This is a genomic window from Prauserella endophytica (assembly GCF_005146945.1).
Classification (GTDB): Bacteria; Actinomycetota; Actinomycetes; order Mycobacteriales; family Pseudonocardiaceae; genus Prauserella_A; species Prauserella_A endophytica.
In genome coordinates, this window is record NZ_SWMS01000005.1 from 182,074 (window position 1) to 195,635 (window position 13,562).

Sequence of the window (13,562 nt, forward strand, 5' to 3'; positions counted from 1 at the left end):
GGAGCGGCTCCAGCTCGCCGCCGAGAGGGAGCAAGGGAGCTTTACTCCCGTTTTCCGGTAGTAAAGCTCCCTTGCTCCCGCGTTGTCCCGGATTACGGAATCGGGTCGCCCGGCTTGAGGCGGGGCTTGGGCATGCGCAGCTTGCGGATCTGGCTGGCCCTGACGAACGCGTACCAGCCGAGGGCGGCGCCCTTGACGGTCTCGTTGGGGAACCGCTGCCGCACCAGCTTCGCGATCTTGCGGCCGTTGAGGAAGCCCTCCAGCAGCATGCCCAGCAGCATCACCGTGGTGACCAGCGTCGCGTACTGCTGGATGGCGGGTACCGGTACGAGCAGCGACACGAACACGAGGATCGCCAGCGGCATGAACAACCCGAGCACGTTGCGGCGTGAGTCCACCAGGTCGCGCACGTAGGCCTTGACCGGCCCACGGTCGCGCGGCAGCAGGTACCGCTCGTCGCCGGCCAGCATGCGCTCGCGGCGCTCCTTGGCAGCGGCGCGCCGCTCCTCCTTGCTCACCGGGTTCTGCTTGCGCAGCTCCCGGTTCCGCCGGATCGCCTCGCGCGTGGTGCGCGGTGGCGGGGCCACCGGACCCCGCCGCTTGCCCTCGGCCTCTCGCCGCCTGGGCGTCGCCCGGCCCTTGCCCGGCGTGTAGCCCTTCGGGGCGTGAGATTCGCCGCCGGAGTCGACCTCGACGGCGTCGGCCTCGGCAGCGGCCTCTTCAGTACTGTTACGGCGCAGGAACCTCACCTCACCAGGGTATTGCAGTGCTCACCACGCATGTTCAGCCGGTCGAAAGATGTGTCACCATGGTCAGTGGGGAACAGAACGGGACCCGGGCTTGTTGCACCGGTAACCGCCCCTGCGAACAGACCTTGAGGGAGAGTCATGACGACCGCTGAGCAGAACACCGCCGCCGAGGCCGGCGAGACCACGCACGGCGTCATTCTGACCGACGCCGCGGCCGCCAAGGCGAAGGCGCTGCTCGATCAAGAGGGCCGCGACGACATGCACCTGCGGATCGCCGTCCAGCCTGGTGGCTGCGCCGGTCTGCGCTACCAGCTGTTCTTCGACGAGCGGACGCTGGACGGGGACCTGTTCCGCGACTTCAATGGCCTGCGCGTCGCCGTGGACCGCATGAGCGCGCCGTACGTGCAGGGTGCCGAGATCGACTTCGTCGACACCATCGAGAAGCAGGGCTTCACGATCGACAACCCCAACGCGGGTGGCTCCTGCGCCTGCGGCGACTCGTTCCACTGAGCCGCGTTTCGTGCGTTGGAGGGCGCTGGTCACGCATCGTCGTGACCAGCGCCTTCGTCGTTTCCGGGCCCGAACAGCACACAGGGGCCGCGATCGCCATTGATCGCGGCCCCTGTGCGTACCCGGGCCCGTGGGGACCGGGGGGTCAGACGTACTCGTCGAGGTCGGCGACCCGCGCGTGGCAGGCGTCGTCGACCTTCCACGGGGCGGCGGCGGCCACCTGTTCGTGCCTGGGCACCTCCGGCCTCGGGATCTCCGCGCAGTCTGCGATCAGCTCGGCCAGGGTCTCCGGTTCGGTGGCGGTGCTCACATGAGCAACGTAGGCGCTACGGCCCGTGCGCGACACCCTTACCTCTCGGTAGTCTCGCGTTTCGATCGAACCGTTACCCGACTGGAGGACCGGTGGCAGTGAAGGCGCGGATCGCCGTTTCGGGCAGCATCGCGACGGACCACCTCATGCACTTTCCGGGCCGGTTCGCCGAGCAGCTCGTGCCCGAGCAGCTGCACCGGATCTCGCTGAGCTTCCTCGCCGACGACCTCGTGGTCCGCCGCGGTGGCATCGGCGCCAACATCGCCTTCGGGCTCGGTGTCCTCGGCGTCGAGCCCGTGCTCGTTGGCGCCGTCGGCGACGACTTCGCCGACTACCGTGCGTGGCTGGAACGGCACGGCGTCGACACCTCCGGCGTGCACGTCTCCGAGATCGCCCACACCGCGCGCTTCGTCTGCACCACCGACGAGGACCTCTGCCAGATCGCCACGTTCTACGCGGGAGCGATGGCAGAGGCCCGCAACATCGAGCTGGCGCCCGTCGCCGAGCGCGCGGGCGGGCTGAGCCTGGTGCTGATCAGCCCCGACGACCCCGAGGGAATGCTCCGCCACGCCGCCGAGTGCAGGCAGCGCGGCTACACCTTCGCCGTCGACCCCTCGCAGCAGCTGGCCAGGATGGACGGTGCGCAGGTCCGCTCGTTCGTCGCGGGCGCGAGCTGCCTCTTCAGCAATGACTACGAATGGGAACTGCTGCTGCAGAAGACGGGCTGGACAGAGGAGGACGTGCTCTCCCGCGTCGGTATGCGCGTGACCACCCTCGGCGCGAAGGGCGTCGAGATCGTCGGCGCCGACGGCACGTCGCTGCAGGTGGGCGCCGTGCCCGAGACCGCGAAGGTCGACCCGACGGGCGTCGGCGACGCCTTCCGCGCCGGCTTCCTCGCAGGCAGGCACTTCGACCTCGGCCTCGAACGGTCCGCGCAGCTCGGCTCGCTGGTGGCCGTGCTCGTGCTGGAGACCATCGGCACCCAGGAGTGGCTGTTCGACCGCGAGACGGCGCTCGCCCGCCTCGCCGAAGCCTACGGCGCCGAGGCGGCCGACGAGATCGGCGCCGTGCTGCCCGCCTGACCCGTCCGGCCGGTTTCTTTCTCACCCCATGGGATGACAGTTGTTGTCCCGGTCACCTCCCGCTTAGTGTGCGCATCGCGTCGCGAATTTCGTGCCACATCGTGAGCGGTGTGCCGTGAGGAGGAACAGACAAACATGGGTGACGACGGAGTCGCCACCGCGATCGAGCTACGTGGCGTCACGATGGCCTACCGGGTCAAGGGCGCCGACTACACCGCGGTGTCCGACGTGGATCTCAGCGTCGGGAAGGGCCGCTTCGTCTCCGTGGTCGGACCCACCGGGTGCGGGAAATCCACGGTGCTCAACGCGGTCGCCGGGCTGCTGACCCCGGCGGCGGGCCAGGTGCTCGTTGACGGGGAGCCGCTGCGAGGGCTCAACCGCAAGGCCGGCTACATGTTCCAGCAGGACGGGCTCCTGCCGTGGAAGACCGTGCTGGACAACGTGGCCTTCGGACTCCAGCTGCGCGGCGTGAGCAAGAGCGAGCGCGCCGACCTCGCCAGGGACTGGATCACCAGGGTCGGGCTCGCCGGGTTCGAGGACGCCTACCCGCACCAGCTCTCCGGCGGCATGCGCAAGCGCACCGCCGTGGCGCAGAGCTGGATCGGCGACCCCGAGATGCTGCTGATGGACGAGCCGTTCGGCGCGCTCGACGTCCAGACCCGCCAGGTGATGGAGAACGAGCTGCTGACGCTGTGGACCGGCAGCGAGAAGACCGTCCTGTTCGTCACCCACGACCTCGACGAAGCGGTCTCGCTCTCCGACGAGGTCGTGCTGCTCTCCGCGGGACCCGCCAGCCGCGTCGTCGGCACCTACGCGGTGGACCTGCCGCGCCCGCGCAACCTGCTCGACATCAGGACCAGCCCCGAGTTCACCGAGATCTACCGGGCCATCTGGTCGGACCTGCGAGACGAGGTGATGAAGACCTATGAGCGCACCAGCGAAGGCGACGCCGTCGGCGCCGAGCGCTGACGCCCCGGCGAAGCGCAGACGCGGCCGCAAACGCAGGCCCGCGGTCCTGATCACCCAGATCGCGCTCGCCGTGGTGGTGGTGCTCGGCTGGGAACTGTGCTCCCGCAACGGGATCATCGACGAGTTCTTCTTCTCCAAGCCCAGCGACATCCTGTCCCGCGCTGTCGACTGGTTCGCCACCGGTTCGATCTGGGAGCACCTGCGGGTGACCCTCGTCGAGGCCGCGCTGGCACTGGTGATCGGCGGCGTGCTCGGCCTCGTGATCGGGTTCCTGCTCGCGAGGGTCGAGTTCATCGCGGCCGTGTTCGACCCCTACATCAAGATGCTCAACGCCCTGCCGAGGGTGGTGCTCGCGCCGATCTTCCTGCTGTGGTTCGGCCTCGGCATCTGGTCCAAAGTGGCCTTCGGCGTGACCTTGGTGTTCTTCATCGTCTTCTTCAACACCTACCAGGGCGTGCGCGAGGTCGACCGGGTCGTGGTCGACAACGCGCGGATGCTCGGCGCGAAGGAGGGCCAGCTGGTCCGCCACGTGCTCCTGCCGAGCGCGCTCACCTGGATCTTCTCCAGCCTGCACATCAGCGTCGGCTTCGCGATCGTCGGCGCCGTCGTCGGCGAGTACCTCGGCTCCTCCAAGGGCGTCGGCTACCTGATCTCGCAGGCGGAGGGAACGTTCGACACCACGGGTGTCTTCACCGGCATGGTCGTGCTCTCCGCGGTGGTGCTCGTGGTCGACGTCGCCGTCAACCGCGTCGAGCGCTACCTGCTGCGCTGGAAGCCGGTGCAGGCCAACCACATCGCTGGAGGTCAATGATGATCAAGCGGATCCTCGCCCCGGTGCTCGCGCTCGCGCTGGTGCTCAGCGCGTGCCAGGCCAAACCGGGGGAGCGGGCCGAGGGCGGGCAGGTCACCATCGGCGTCGGCGGCCAGCCGCTCCTGGTGTACCTGCCGACGACGCTGGCGCAGCGGCTCGGCTACTACGAGGCCGAGGGTCTGAAGGTCACCCTGGAGGACCTGCAGGGCGGGTCCAAGGCGCTGCAGGCACTGCAGGGCGGCAGCGTCGACGTGGTCAGCGGCTACTACGACCACACGATCCAGATGGCGGCCAAGGACCGCGAGGTGCGCTCGTTCGTCACGATGCTGCGCTACCCGTCGCTCGTGCTCGCGGTGTCACCGAAGGCGAGCAAGCCGATCAACTCGATCGCCGACCTCGCCGGCGCGAACGTCGGCGTGACCGCGCCCGGCTCGTCGACGGACTTCTTCCTCAAGTACCTGCTGAACAAGGAAGGGCTGCCGTCGGACGCGGCGACCGTGCAGGCGGTGGGTGGTGACTCCAGCGCCGTCGCGGCTATGGAGCAGGGCCGCGTCGACGCCGCGGTGATGCTCGACCCGGCGTTCTCCCTGCTGCAGCAGCGCGCGGGCGTCGACAAGGTCAAGATCCTCACCGACACGCGCACCGCCGAGGGCGTGCAGGAGGACTTCGGCGTCGCCACCTACCCGGCGGCGGTGCTGTACTCCACCGGGCAGTGGCTGGAGAACAACGGCGACAACGCGCGCAAGCTCGCCAAGGCCATCGTGCGCACGCTCGAGTGGATCGACCAGCACTCAGCCGAGGAGATCGCCGCCGAGATGCCCGAGGAGTACGCGCAGGGCAACCGCGAGGTCTACGTCGAGGCGATCGGCAAGGTCAAGGAGGCCTACTCGAAGGACGGCACGATCCAGCCCGACGGCGCCGAGGCCGTGCGCTCCGTGCTGGCCCAGTTCATCCCGGAGATCGAGCGGGCGAACGTCGACGTGTCCGGCACCTATTCCAACGACTACCTCCCGGAGAAGTCAGGCTGATTCTTTTCACCGCGCGTAACGGTCGGCAGGACGGCGCGACTGGCCTCTGATAGACGCTAGGAGGAAGTCATGACCGGTAACCTGCTCGAACCCGCGTCCGTGGACGACCTGCGGGCGCACTTCAGCGGCCGGGTGGTCACACCCAGTGACGGCGACTACGAGGATGTGCGGAGCATCTTCAACGCGATGATCGTCGCGCGGCCCCAGCTGATCGCCCGCTGTGCCGACGCCGACGACGTCAAGGCGGCCCTGGCGTTCGCGCGGAGCAACCGGCTCGATATCGCGGTGCGCAGCGGTGGGCACAGCGTCGCGGGCGCCTGCCTCGTCGACGGCGGGCTGGTGATCGACACGCGGCCGATGAACGACGTCACGGTGGACTCCGAGCGGGCCACCGTGACGGTCGGCGGCGGAACCAGCTGGGGCGAGTTCGACCGGGCGACCCAGCCGTACGGGCTCGCGACGACCGGAGGGCGCGTGTCCACCACCGGCGTCGCGGGCCTGACGCTGGGCGGCGGGTCCGGCTGGATCGAGCGCAAGTACGGCCTCGCCTGCGACAATCTGCTCTCGGTGGACCTCGTGACCGCCGACGGCCGAGAGGTGACCGCGAACGAGCGGGAGAACCCGGACCTGTTCTGGGCGCTGCACGGCGCGGGCGGCAACTTCGGCGTCGCGACGTCGCTGACCTTCCGGCTGCACCGGCTCCCCGAGTTCTCGATCGCGCTGCTGCTGTGGCCCGCAGACCAGGGTCGCTCGATCGCCGGGATCTACCGCGACCTCATGCACAACGCACCGGAGGAAGCAGGCGGAGGGCTGCTGTATCTCACCGGACCGCCTGAGGAGTTCGTGCCGCCGCATCTGGTCGGGCAGCTGTCGTGTGGCGTGCTCGTGACGTACTGCGGAGCCGAGCCCGCCCTGCGGGAGTTCGCCGCGCCACTGCTCGCCGCCGCGCCGCACGGTCAGGTGATCACCGACATCCCGTATGCCGACCTGCAGTGCATGCTCGACGACCCGCCGGGCTTCCGGAACTACTGGACCGACGAGCACCTGCGGGAGCTGCCCGACGAGGCGCTGGAGCGCTTCTGCGAGCGCGCGTACGACATGGTCGTGCCGTCCGCCTCGCAGTACGCGCTGCTGCCGTGGGGCGGCGCGGTGACGCACGGCCGGGACTGGCCGGGCTTCAACCGGGCCACTCCGTGGGCGGTGCACCCGCTTGGCCTGTGGGAGGACCCCGCCGACGACGACCGGGTGATCGCGTGGGCCCGCAACGTGCGCGCCGACATGCGGCCCTGGTCGAGCGGGGACGTCTACCTCAACTTCATCGGGGACGAGGGCGCCGACCGCGTCGTGGCCGGCTACGGCGAGGACAACTACCGGGAGCTCGCCCGCATCAAGGCCGACTTCGACCCGGAGAACGTCTTCAACCGCTGGCACAACGTCCACCCGGCGGCCCGCTGACCCGCGCGCTGAAAGGCCCCCAAGGCCACCTTTGTTGCGTTCAACGCAACAAAGGTGGCCTTGGGGGCCGATACGCGGAGCCTCAGAGCTTCACCGGGTACTGGGGTTCCGGGACCTCTGGCTTGATGCGGTTCTCGATGAAGATGCCGTGCCAGAGCATGAACACCAGTAGCGCCCACAGCCGCCTGCTGTGGTCGAGCGTGCCCGCCTTGTGCTCGTCGAGCATCGCCAGCACTGCGCGCTTGTCGAGCAGCTCGTCGGTCTGGGAGTCGGAGATCACGCCGCGGGCCCAGTCGTACATCTCGTCGCGCAGCCAGACGCGAATCGGCACCGGGAAACCGAGCTTGCGGCGGTTGAGCACGTGTGCGGGCACGATGCCGTCGAGCGCCCTGCGCAGGGCGAACTTCGTGGTCTCCCTGGTGATCTTCTGGTCGAGCGGGATCGACGACGCCACCCGGAACACCTCGGCGTCGAGAAACGGCACCCGCAGCTCCAGCGAGTTGGCCATCGTCACCTTGTCGGCCTTGACGAGGATGTCGCCGCGAAGCCACGTGAAGAGGTCGACGTGCTGCATGCGCGCCACCGGGTCCCAGCCGCGCGAGAGGTCGTACCAGGGCGCCGTGACGTCTCCGTGCCCGACGCCCTCCTGGAACGTCCTCAGCACGCCCCGCAGCTGGTCGTCGCGGAAGATCCGCGCGTTGCCGTAGTAGCGTTCCTCCAGCGTCAGCGCGCCGCGCCGCAGCAGGTCCTTGCCCCGCGTGCCCTCCGGGATCCGGGCCGAGACCTTGCCGAGCAGCTTGCGCACGCCGCCCGGGACCTTCTCGAACGGCGCCAGCGACAGCGGCTCGCGGTAGATCGTGTACCCGCCGAACAGCTCGTCGGAGCCCTCACCGGAGAGCACGACCTTCACGCGCTTGCGCGCCTCGCGCGCGATGAACCACAGCGGCACCAGCGCCGGGTCGGCCACCGGGTCGTCGAGGTACCAGACGATCAGCGGAAGTGTGTCCATCATCTCGTCGGCGGACACGGTCCTGACCACGTGCTCGACACCGATCGCCGCGGCGGACTCGGCCGCGACGTCGACCTCCGAGTAGCCCTCGCGCTCGAACCCGGTGGTGAACGTGATCAGGTCCGGGTTGTGCTCCTTGGCCAGGGCGGCGATCGCCGTGGAGTCGATCCCGCCGGAGAGGAAAGCTCCCACCGTGACGTCGGCACGCATGTGCTTGGCCACCGAGTCGCGCATGACCTCGGCGATCTCCTCGTGCAGCGCCGCGACCGGGGCCGCGCCCGACACCGGCTTGGCGATGAACTCGGGGGAGAAGTACCGCTCGGTCTTCAGCTCGCCGCCCGGCTCGACCGTGAACGACGTGCCCGACTCGATGCGGCGGATGCCGCTGTGCAGCGACTCCGGCTCCGGCACGTACTGCAACACGAGGTAGTGCTGCAGGGCCGTGCGGTCCAGCTCCTCGGCGACGCCGAGCGTGCCGGAGAGCTCCAGCAGGCTCTTCTTCTCGCTGGCGAACGCGACCCCACCGGGGCCCGCCGAGTAGTAGAGAGGCTTGATGCCGAACGGGTCACGGGCGCCGAAGACGACCTTGCGCTCGGAGTCCCAGATCAGAAACGCGAACATCCCGCGCAGCCGGCCCACCGCGGCGGGTCCGAGGTGGTGGTAGGCCGCGACGATGGCCTCCGTGTCGCCCTCTGTGGCGAACTTCGCACCGTGCTCGGCGGCGAGCTCCTCACGCAGCTCGAGGTAGTTGTAGATCTCACCGTTGAAGTTGATCGTGTACCGCTGCGGGTTCTCCGGAGGTCCCCAGGTCAGGGGCTGGTGGGAGTGCTCGACGTCGATGATGGCGAGCCGGTTGAAGCCGTAGACGACCTCGCCGTCGGCCCACGTGTCCGTCTCGTCGGGGCCGCGATGCCGCTGGCAACGCAGGGCCTGGCCGACCGACGGCCTGGCGTTCACCGCGTCGTTCTCGCTGGCACAAACCAGTCCAAGCAGGCCGCACACGTGTCTTCACACACCTTTTTGCTCGTCGCAGCGTTCGAAGTCGCCAGTATGCCGGGGGAGGCGCAGGCCACGGCCGGGCGGGTCGCGGACACCCCTTGGGCGGCGAGCTCGGCTATCTCGGCTAAAGTCCGGTGCGTCAGAGTGATCGGGCGAGGAGGCATCGCGGAGTGGGCGTTCCAGAGCGCACCCGGGGCAAACGACGGGGCAAGGTCGCCAAGGTTGCCGCGCTCGCCGGGCTTGTCGCCATCTTGGCGACCGGGTGTTCCGGCGAAGAGGTACTGCGGTTCGGGTGGCCGGAAGGCGTCACGCCTGAGGCCGACCGCATGCGCACCCTGTGGACGTGGTCCGTCATCGCGGCTCTCGCCGTCGGTGTGATCGTGTGGGGCCTGATCTTCTGGACCGTGGCCTTCCACCGGAAGAAGAAGGGCACCGTCGAGGCGCTGCCCCGGCAGTTCCAGTACAACGTGCCGCTCGAGCTGTTCTGCGTCGTCGTGCCCGTGGTCATGGTCTGCGTGCTGTTCTTCTTCACCGCCACCACCGAGAGCAAGGTGCTGGCGAAGGAGCCGGACCCCGACGTGACCGTCGACGTCATCGCGTTCCAGTGGAACTGGGAGTTCGCCTACCCGGAGGAGCCCGAGACCCAGAACGGCCAGCGCATCTCCACGGTCGGCAGCTCGACCGAGATCCCGCTGCTGGTGCTGCCGACGGACCGGACGATCCAGTACAACCTGCGGTCGACCGACGTCATCCACTCCTTCTGGGTTCCCGAGTTCAACTTCAAGCGGGACGTCATGCCGTACCCGGAGAAGAACAACCAGGACAACGTCTTCCAGAACACCATCGACCGAGAGGGTGCCTTCGTCGGCCGCTGCGCCGAGCTGTGCGGCACCTACCACGCGATGATGAACTTCGAGGTGCGGGCGCTGTCGCCGGACAAGTACGACCGCTACATCGAGCTGCGTACTCAGGTCAACGAGGAGTCCGGCCAGCCGAACACCGCTGCGGAGGCGCTCGCCGTCCTGCAGAGTGAGGGTTGCGGCGAGGTGTGCAGCCCGACCGCGACCACGACCAAGCCGTTCTCCACCGACCGCACGCTGCGGACCGCCACCGGCTGAGCCCGCGAGACGGCAGCAACTCCCGCGAAGTAGTCCCAGCGAACCAGTAAGGACACGGCAATGAAGGTCGAAGCCCGGATTTTCGACATCGTCACGGTCTTCGCTTTCCTCGTAGCGATCGTCTACGCGGTGATGACCGGCTACATGACCAACGACGGCGTGGAGCCGATCGGCACGGTCGCGCTGATCCTCACCGGCGCGCTGGCATTGCTCGTGGGCAGCTACTTCCGCTTCGTGTCGCGGCGCATCGAGCCGAGGCCCGAGGACCGCGAGGAGGCCGAGATCGCCGACGGCGCCGGTGAGCTGGGCTTCTTCAGCCCCGGCAGCTACTGGCCCGTGGCGCTCGCCGCCTGTGCGGCGCTCGGCGGCGTGGCGCTCGCGTTCTTCCAGATCTGGCTGCTGGTCCTGGCGATCATCGCCCTGCTGATCGCCGTCGGCGGCCTGGTCTTCGAGTACCACACCGGCCCGAGCCACCACTGAGGCTCCTCCCGCATTACTGCAGTGAAGGCCACCATGCCTGCGTTGAACGCAGGCATGGTGGCCTTCACTGCGCTTGCCTGTGGATTCAACGCTTCCTGGTGGGTGCCATCGCTGCCACGAGTACGGCCAGCATTCCGGCGCCCTCGGTGACGCTCACGCGGTGGTCGTAGGCGAGCACGTCCACGACCACGGCCACCACGGGGTAGACGTAGGACAGCAGGGCCACGGTCGTGGTCGGCAGCTTGCCGATGCTGCTGTACATCAGCACGTACATCACCGCCGTGTGCACGGCGCCGAGCAGCGCGAGCCACAGCAGGCCCCTCGGATCGGCCGGCAGGGGGGTGAACGCCAGTGCCGGGGCCAGCAGCACCGTGCCGACGCCCAGCTGGATCGCGGCGAGCAGGTGCGGCCGCACGTGGCTGAGCTGCTTGGCGATCAGCGACGCTCCGGCGTAGAGCACCGCGGCGCCCAGCGCGAGCGCGACCCCGCCCGCGTTCACCGGCCGCCCGTCCGTGCCCTGTGCGCCGAGTGAGATCAACACCACACCGCCGAACGCGACGGCGGCCCTCGCGAGGTGGCTGCGGGTGACCTTCTCGCGCAGCAGCACCGCGGCCAGCCCCACCAGCAGCAGTGGCTGGGTGTGGTAGACGACCGTGCTGACCGAGATCGACGACAGCGCGTACGAGGCGAACAGCAGCACCCAGTTGCCCACCAGCAGCACGCCGCCGAGCGCTGCCAGACCGAGGTCCCTTCTGCTCAACGCCGCGGGGCGCAGCCAGCCCCGCGCGGCGCACCAGATCGCGAGCAGCACGCCGCCGACGAGGCAGCGCGCGAAGGCCACCGCGGGCGCCTGCGCGCCGCTCTCCAGCACGACCGCGCCGATCGTGCCGGACAGGGCCATGGCCGTTGTCCACCGAAGCAGGGCCGCCCGGTCGAGGGCATCCGTCGCGGGGGCGGGGGTTGTCGTCGTTGTCATGCCCCCAGCCTCGACCGGCGGCGACGTCACGACGAGTGGCAGAGATGACATGGACCGCAAAACTTGTGACACTGCCTGGATGGGTGTGGAGAAGGTCGCGGTGGTGGTCGCGGGCGAGGTGTCGCCCTTCGAGCTCGGCGTGGCGTGTGAGGTGTTCGGCACCGACCGCTCGGCGTCGGGCATGCCGGGTTGGGACTTCGCGGTCTGCTCGCCTGGTGGCGAACCCGTGCGCAGCTGGTCGGGCTTCGAGCTCGGCGCGCTGTCTCCGCTGGAGCGCGCGGCCGACGCCGACCTGCTGGTGGTGCCCACGTGCGCGCCCCGCACGAGCCCGCCGCCGGACGCCGTGCTCGACGTCCTGCGCGCCGCACCCGAGCGGGGCGCCTGGGTGGCCGGGTTCTGCGCGGGCGTGTTCGCACTGGGCTACGCGGGCCTGCTCGACGACCGGGACTGCACCGTCCACTGGGTCTACGAGCGCGAGTTCACTGAGAGATTCCCCACGGCCAAGATCGACGCGACCGCGCTGTACGCCGAGGACCGGGGCGTGTTCACCAGCGCGGGCACCGTGGCGGCGGTGGACCTGTGCCTGCACCTCGTGCGCAAGGTGCGCGGGCTGGCCGCGGCGACCGCGCTGGCCCGCCGGATGGTCGCCTCGCCGCACCGCCCCGGCGGGCAGGCCCAGTTCGTCGAGGCGCCCGTGCCCGAGGCCAAGGCCTCCGACGACGCGGTGCTCGCCGAGGTGCTCGAATGGATCGAACGCAGGCTGGACCAGCCGGTGACGGTCGCCGAACTGGCCAGGCGCACCGGGCTCGGCCAGCGGTCGTTCCTGCGCCGGTTCGCCGCCGCGACCGGCACCACGCCGCATCGCTGGCTCACCGAGCGCAGGCTCGACCGGGCACAGGGACTGCTGGAGAACGGTGGGCTCTCGGTCGAGGAGATCGCCGTCGCCTGTGGCTACGCCTCGGCGGCGGCGCTGCGGCACCAGTTCACGCGCCTGCGGGGCACGTCGCCGAGCGCCTATCGCAGGGCGTTCAGGGCGCCTTCGACAACTCCACCCAGCGCGTGAGCAGGTTCGCCGCGGCGCCGGAGTCGATCGTCTCCGCGGCCCGGCCGAGGCCGGCCTTCAGATCGGCCGTCAGATCGCCGGATAGGCCCGCGAAAGCGGCGAGGGCGCCGGCCGCGTTGAGCAGCACCGCGTCCCGCACCGGGCCCTGCTTTCCGCCGACCAGCTCGCGTACGACCTCGGCGTTCACGGCCGCATCCCCGCCGCGCAGGTCCTCGGCCGTCGCCTTCGCGATCCCGAGCACGGCCGGGTCGATCGACTCCTGGCGGACGGCGCCCCCCGAGACCACCCACGCCGTGCTCGTGGTCGTGGTGGTGATCTCATCGAGACCATCGTCACCCCGCACCACCAGCACGCTGGCGCCCCGCCGGGCGAACACCTCGGCCAGCACGGGCGCCTTGTCCGCGTAGGCGCAGCCGATGAGCGCGGACGAGGGCTGAGCCGGGTTGGTCAGCGGGCCGAGCAGGTTGAAGATCGTCGGCACGCCCAGCTCCCTGCGCGGCCCGCCCGTGTGGCGGAACGCGGGGTGGAACGCGGGCGCGAAGCAGAACCCGATGCCGAGCGACTCGACCGAGCGCCGGACATCCCCCGGCGTGGACTCGATGCGCACGCCGAGCGCCTCCAGCACGTCGGCGGCCCCGGACTTCGAGGAGGCCGCGCGGTTGCCGTGCTTGACCACCGGCGCGCCGGCGGCCGCGACCACCAGCGAGGTCATGGTGGAGATGTTCACCGAGCCGGAGCGGTCACCGCCGGTGCCGACGATGTCCACCGCCCGGTCGGCCAGCTCGACGCGGTGGGCGTAGGACAGCATCGCGCGCGCCATGCCCGAGATCTCGGCGGCCGTCTCGCCCTTGGCGCGCAGCGCGACGGCGAAGCCGCCGATCTGCGCCGGAGTGGCGGCGCCGGACATGATCTGGTCCATGGCCCACTCGGTGTCGGCCTCGGAGAGGTCCGTCCCGTCGATGAGCCTGCCCAGCACGGAGGGCCAGGTGTGCGTCTCGCCCAT

At 69.7% G+C, this 13,562-nt stretch carries 14 protein-coding genes; 9 read left to right on the forward strand and 5 right to left on the reverse strand.

Going from position 1 to position 13,562, the window contains the following annotated elements; all coding sequences use genetic code 11:
• Window positions 1–92 precede the first annotated feature (92 nt).
• Complete coding sequence (locus FCN18_RS11895; RefSeq protein WP_112275025.1) at window positions 93–749, reverse strand: DUF3043 domain-containing protein; 657 nt, start codon at window positions 747–749, stop codon at window positions 93–95.
• Window positions 750–887: 138 nt separating this feature from the next.
• On the opposite strand from FCN18_RS11895, the gene FCN18_RS11900 reads away from it, so the two are divergent.
• On the forward strand, window positions 888–1,259 hold the full coding sequence (locus FCN18_RS11900; RefSeq protein WP_110342446.1) for a HesB/IscA family protein: 372 nt from the start codon (window positions 888–890) through the stop codon (window positions 1,257–1,259).
• 145 nt (window positions 1,260–1,404) lie between these two features.
• On the opposite strand, the gene FCN18_RS39485 is transcribed toward FCN18_RS11900, so the two are convergent.
• Window positions 1,405–1,569: a hypothetical protein gene (locus FCN18_RS39485; protein WP_170200541.1), complete on the reverse strand. Its 165-nt coding sequence runs from the start codon at window positions 1,567–1,569 to the stop codon at window positions 1,405–1,407.
• Between the two features lie 92 nt (window positions 1,570–1,661).
• Here FCN18_RS39485 and FCN18_RS11905 point away from each other — a divergent pair, with 92 nt between their 5' ends.
• The 5 genes from FCN18_RS11905 to FCN18_RS11925 all read left to right on the forward strand — a co-directional run bounded on the left by FCN18_RS11905 (window position 1,662) and on the right by FCN18_RS11925 (window position 6,914).
• The gene (locus FCN18_RS11905; protein ID WP_112275027.1) at window positions 1,662–2,651 is read left to right on the forward strand and encodes a carbohydrate kinase family protein; all 990 of its coding nucleotides are present in this window, start codon (window positions 1,662–1,664) and stop codon (window positions 2,649–2,651) included.
• Between the two features lie 135 nt (window positions 2,652–2,786).
• On the forward strand, window positions 2,787–3,620 hold the full coding sequence (locus FCN18_RS11910; RefSeq protein WP_137094951.1) for an ABC transporter ATP-binding protein: 834 nt from the start codon (window positions 2,787–2,789) through the stop codon (window positions 3,618–3,620).
• Window positions 3,577–4,431 carry an ABC transporter permease gene (locus tag FCN18_RS11915; RefSeq protein WP_112275031.1) on the forward strand — a complete coding sequence of 285 codons (855 nt, stop codon included), beginning with the start codon at window positions 3,577–3,579 and terminating at the stop codon, window positions 4,429–4,431. The genes FCN18_RS11910 and FCN18_RS11915 overlap by 44 nt, the downstream gene beginning before the upstream one ends.
• Window positions 4,428–5,459, forward strand: a complete 1,032-nt coding sequence (locus FCN18_RS11920; protein WP_112275033.1) for an ABC transporter substrate-binding protein — start codon at window positions 4,428–4,430, stop codon at window positions 5,457–5,459. The genes FCN18_RS11915 and FCN18_RS11920 overlap by 4 nt, the downstream gene beginning before the upstream one ends.
• A 69-nt stretch (window positions 5,460–5,528) precedes the next feature.
• A complete protein-coding gene (locus tag FCN18_RS11925) occupies window positions 5,529–6,914 on the forward strand; it encodes an FAD-binding oxidoreductase (protein ID WP_137094954.1) in 1,386 nt (461 codons plus the stop codon).
• Window positions 6,915–6,996: 82 nt separating this feature from the next.
• On the opposite strand, the gene asnB is transcribed toward FCN18_RS11925, so the two are convergent.
• Window positions 6,997–8,925, reverse strand: a complete 1,929-nt coding sequence (gene asnB, locus FCN18_RS11930; protein WP_112275037.1) for an asparagine synthase (glutamine-hydrolyzing) — start codon at window positions 8,923–8,925, stop codon at window positions 6,997–6,999.
• Window positions 8,926–9,092: 167 nt separating this feature from the next.
• Here asnB and ctaC point away from each other — a divergent pair, with 167 nt between their 5' ends.
• Complete coding sequence (ctaC, locus tag FCN18_RS11935; protein WP_112275039.1) at window positions 9,093–10,040, forward strand: aa3-type cytochrome oxidase subunit II; 948 nt, start codon at window positions 9,093–9,095, stop codon at window positions 10,038–10,040.
• A 60-nt stretch (window positions 10,041–10,100) separates the two neighbouring features.
• Window positions 10,101–10,520 (forward strand): cytochrome c oxidase subunit 4, encoded by a 420-nt coding sequence (locus FCN18_RS11940; RefSeq protein WP_112275041.1) that lies wholly within the window; start codon window positions 10,101–10,103, stop codon window positions 10,518–10,520.
• Between the two features lie 85 nt (window positions 10,521–10,605).
• Here the strand turns inward: FCN18_RS11940 and FCN18_RS11945 are convergent, their stop codons facing one another.
• A complete protein-coding gene (locus tag FCN18_RS11945; protein ID WP_228713891.1) occupies window positions 10,606–11,496 on the reverse strand; it encodes a DMT family transporter in 891 nt (296 codons plus the stop codon).
• A gap of 79 nt (window positions 11,497–11,575) precedes the next feature.
• Between FCN18_RS11945 and FCN18_RS11950 the strand changes: the two genes are divergently transcribed.
• On the forward strand, window positions 11,576–12,559 hold the full coding sequence (locus tag FCN18_RS11950; protein WP_112275045.1) for a GlxA family transcriptional regulator: 984 nt from the start codon (window positions 11,576–11,578) through the stop codon (window positions 12,557–12,559).
• Here the strand turns inward: FCN18_RS11950 and trpD are convergent.
• Window positions 12,525–13,562, reverse strand: a complete 1,038-nt coding sequence (gene trpD, locus FCN18_RS11955) for an anthranilate phosphoribosyltransferase (RefSeq protein ID WP_112275047.1) — start codon at window positions 13,560–13,562, stop codon at window positions 12,525–12,527. The genes FCN18_RS11950 and trpD overlap by 35 nt on opposite strands.

Excerpts from the sequence above, each read along its gene's own strand:
- FCN18_RS11925 (WP_137094954.1), top strand. The coding sequence starts at position 5,529 with ATGACCGGTAACCTGCTCGAACCCGCGTCCGTGGACGACCTGCGGGCG.
- FCN18_RS11920 (WP_112275033.1), top strand. The coding sequence starts at position 4,428 with ATGATGATCAAGCGGATCCTCGCCCCGGTGCTCGCGCTCGCGCTGGTG.
- FCN18_RS11910 (WP_137094951.1), top strand. The coding sequence starts at position 2,787 with ATGGGTGACGACGGAGTCGCCACCGCGATCGAGCTACGTGGCGTCACG.
- FCN18_RS11950 (WP_112275045.1), top strand. The coding sequence starts at position 11,576 with ATGGGTGTGGAGAAGGTCGCGGTGGTGGTCGCGGGCGAGGTGTCGCCC.
- trpD (WP_112275047.1), bottom strand. The coding sequence starts at position 13,562 with ATGGGCGAGACGCACACCTGGCCCTCCGTGCTGGGCAGGCTCATCGAC.
- FCN18_RS11940 (WP_112275041.1), top strand. The coding sequence starts at position 10,101 with ATGAAGGTCGAAGCCCGGATTTTCGACATCGTCACGGTCTTCGCTTTC.
- FCN18_RS11915 (WP_112275031.1), top strand. The coding sequence starts at position 3,577 with ATGAGCGCACCAGCGAAGGCGACGCCGTCGGCGCCGAGCGCTGACGCC.
- FCN18_RS11900 (WP_110342446.1), top strand. The coding sequence starts at position 888 with ATGACGACCGCTGAGCAGAACACCGCCGCCGAGGCCGGCGAGACCACG.
- FCN18_RS11945 (WP_228713891.1), bottom strand. The coding sequence starts at position 11,496 with ATGACAACGACGACAACCCCCGCCCCCGCGACGGATGCCCTCGACCGG.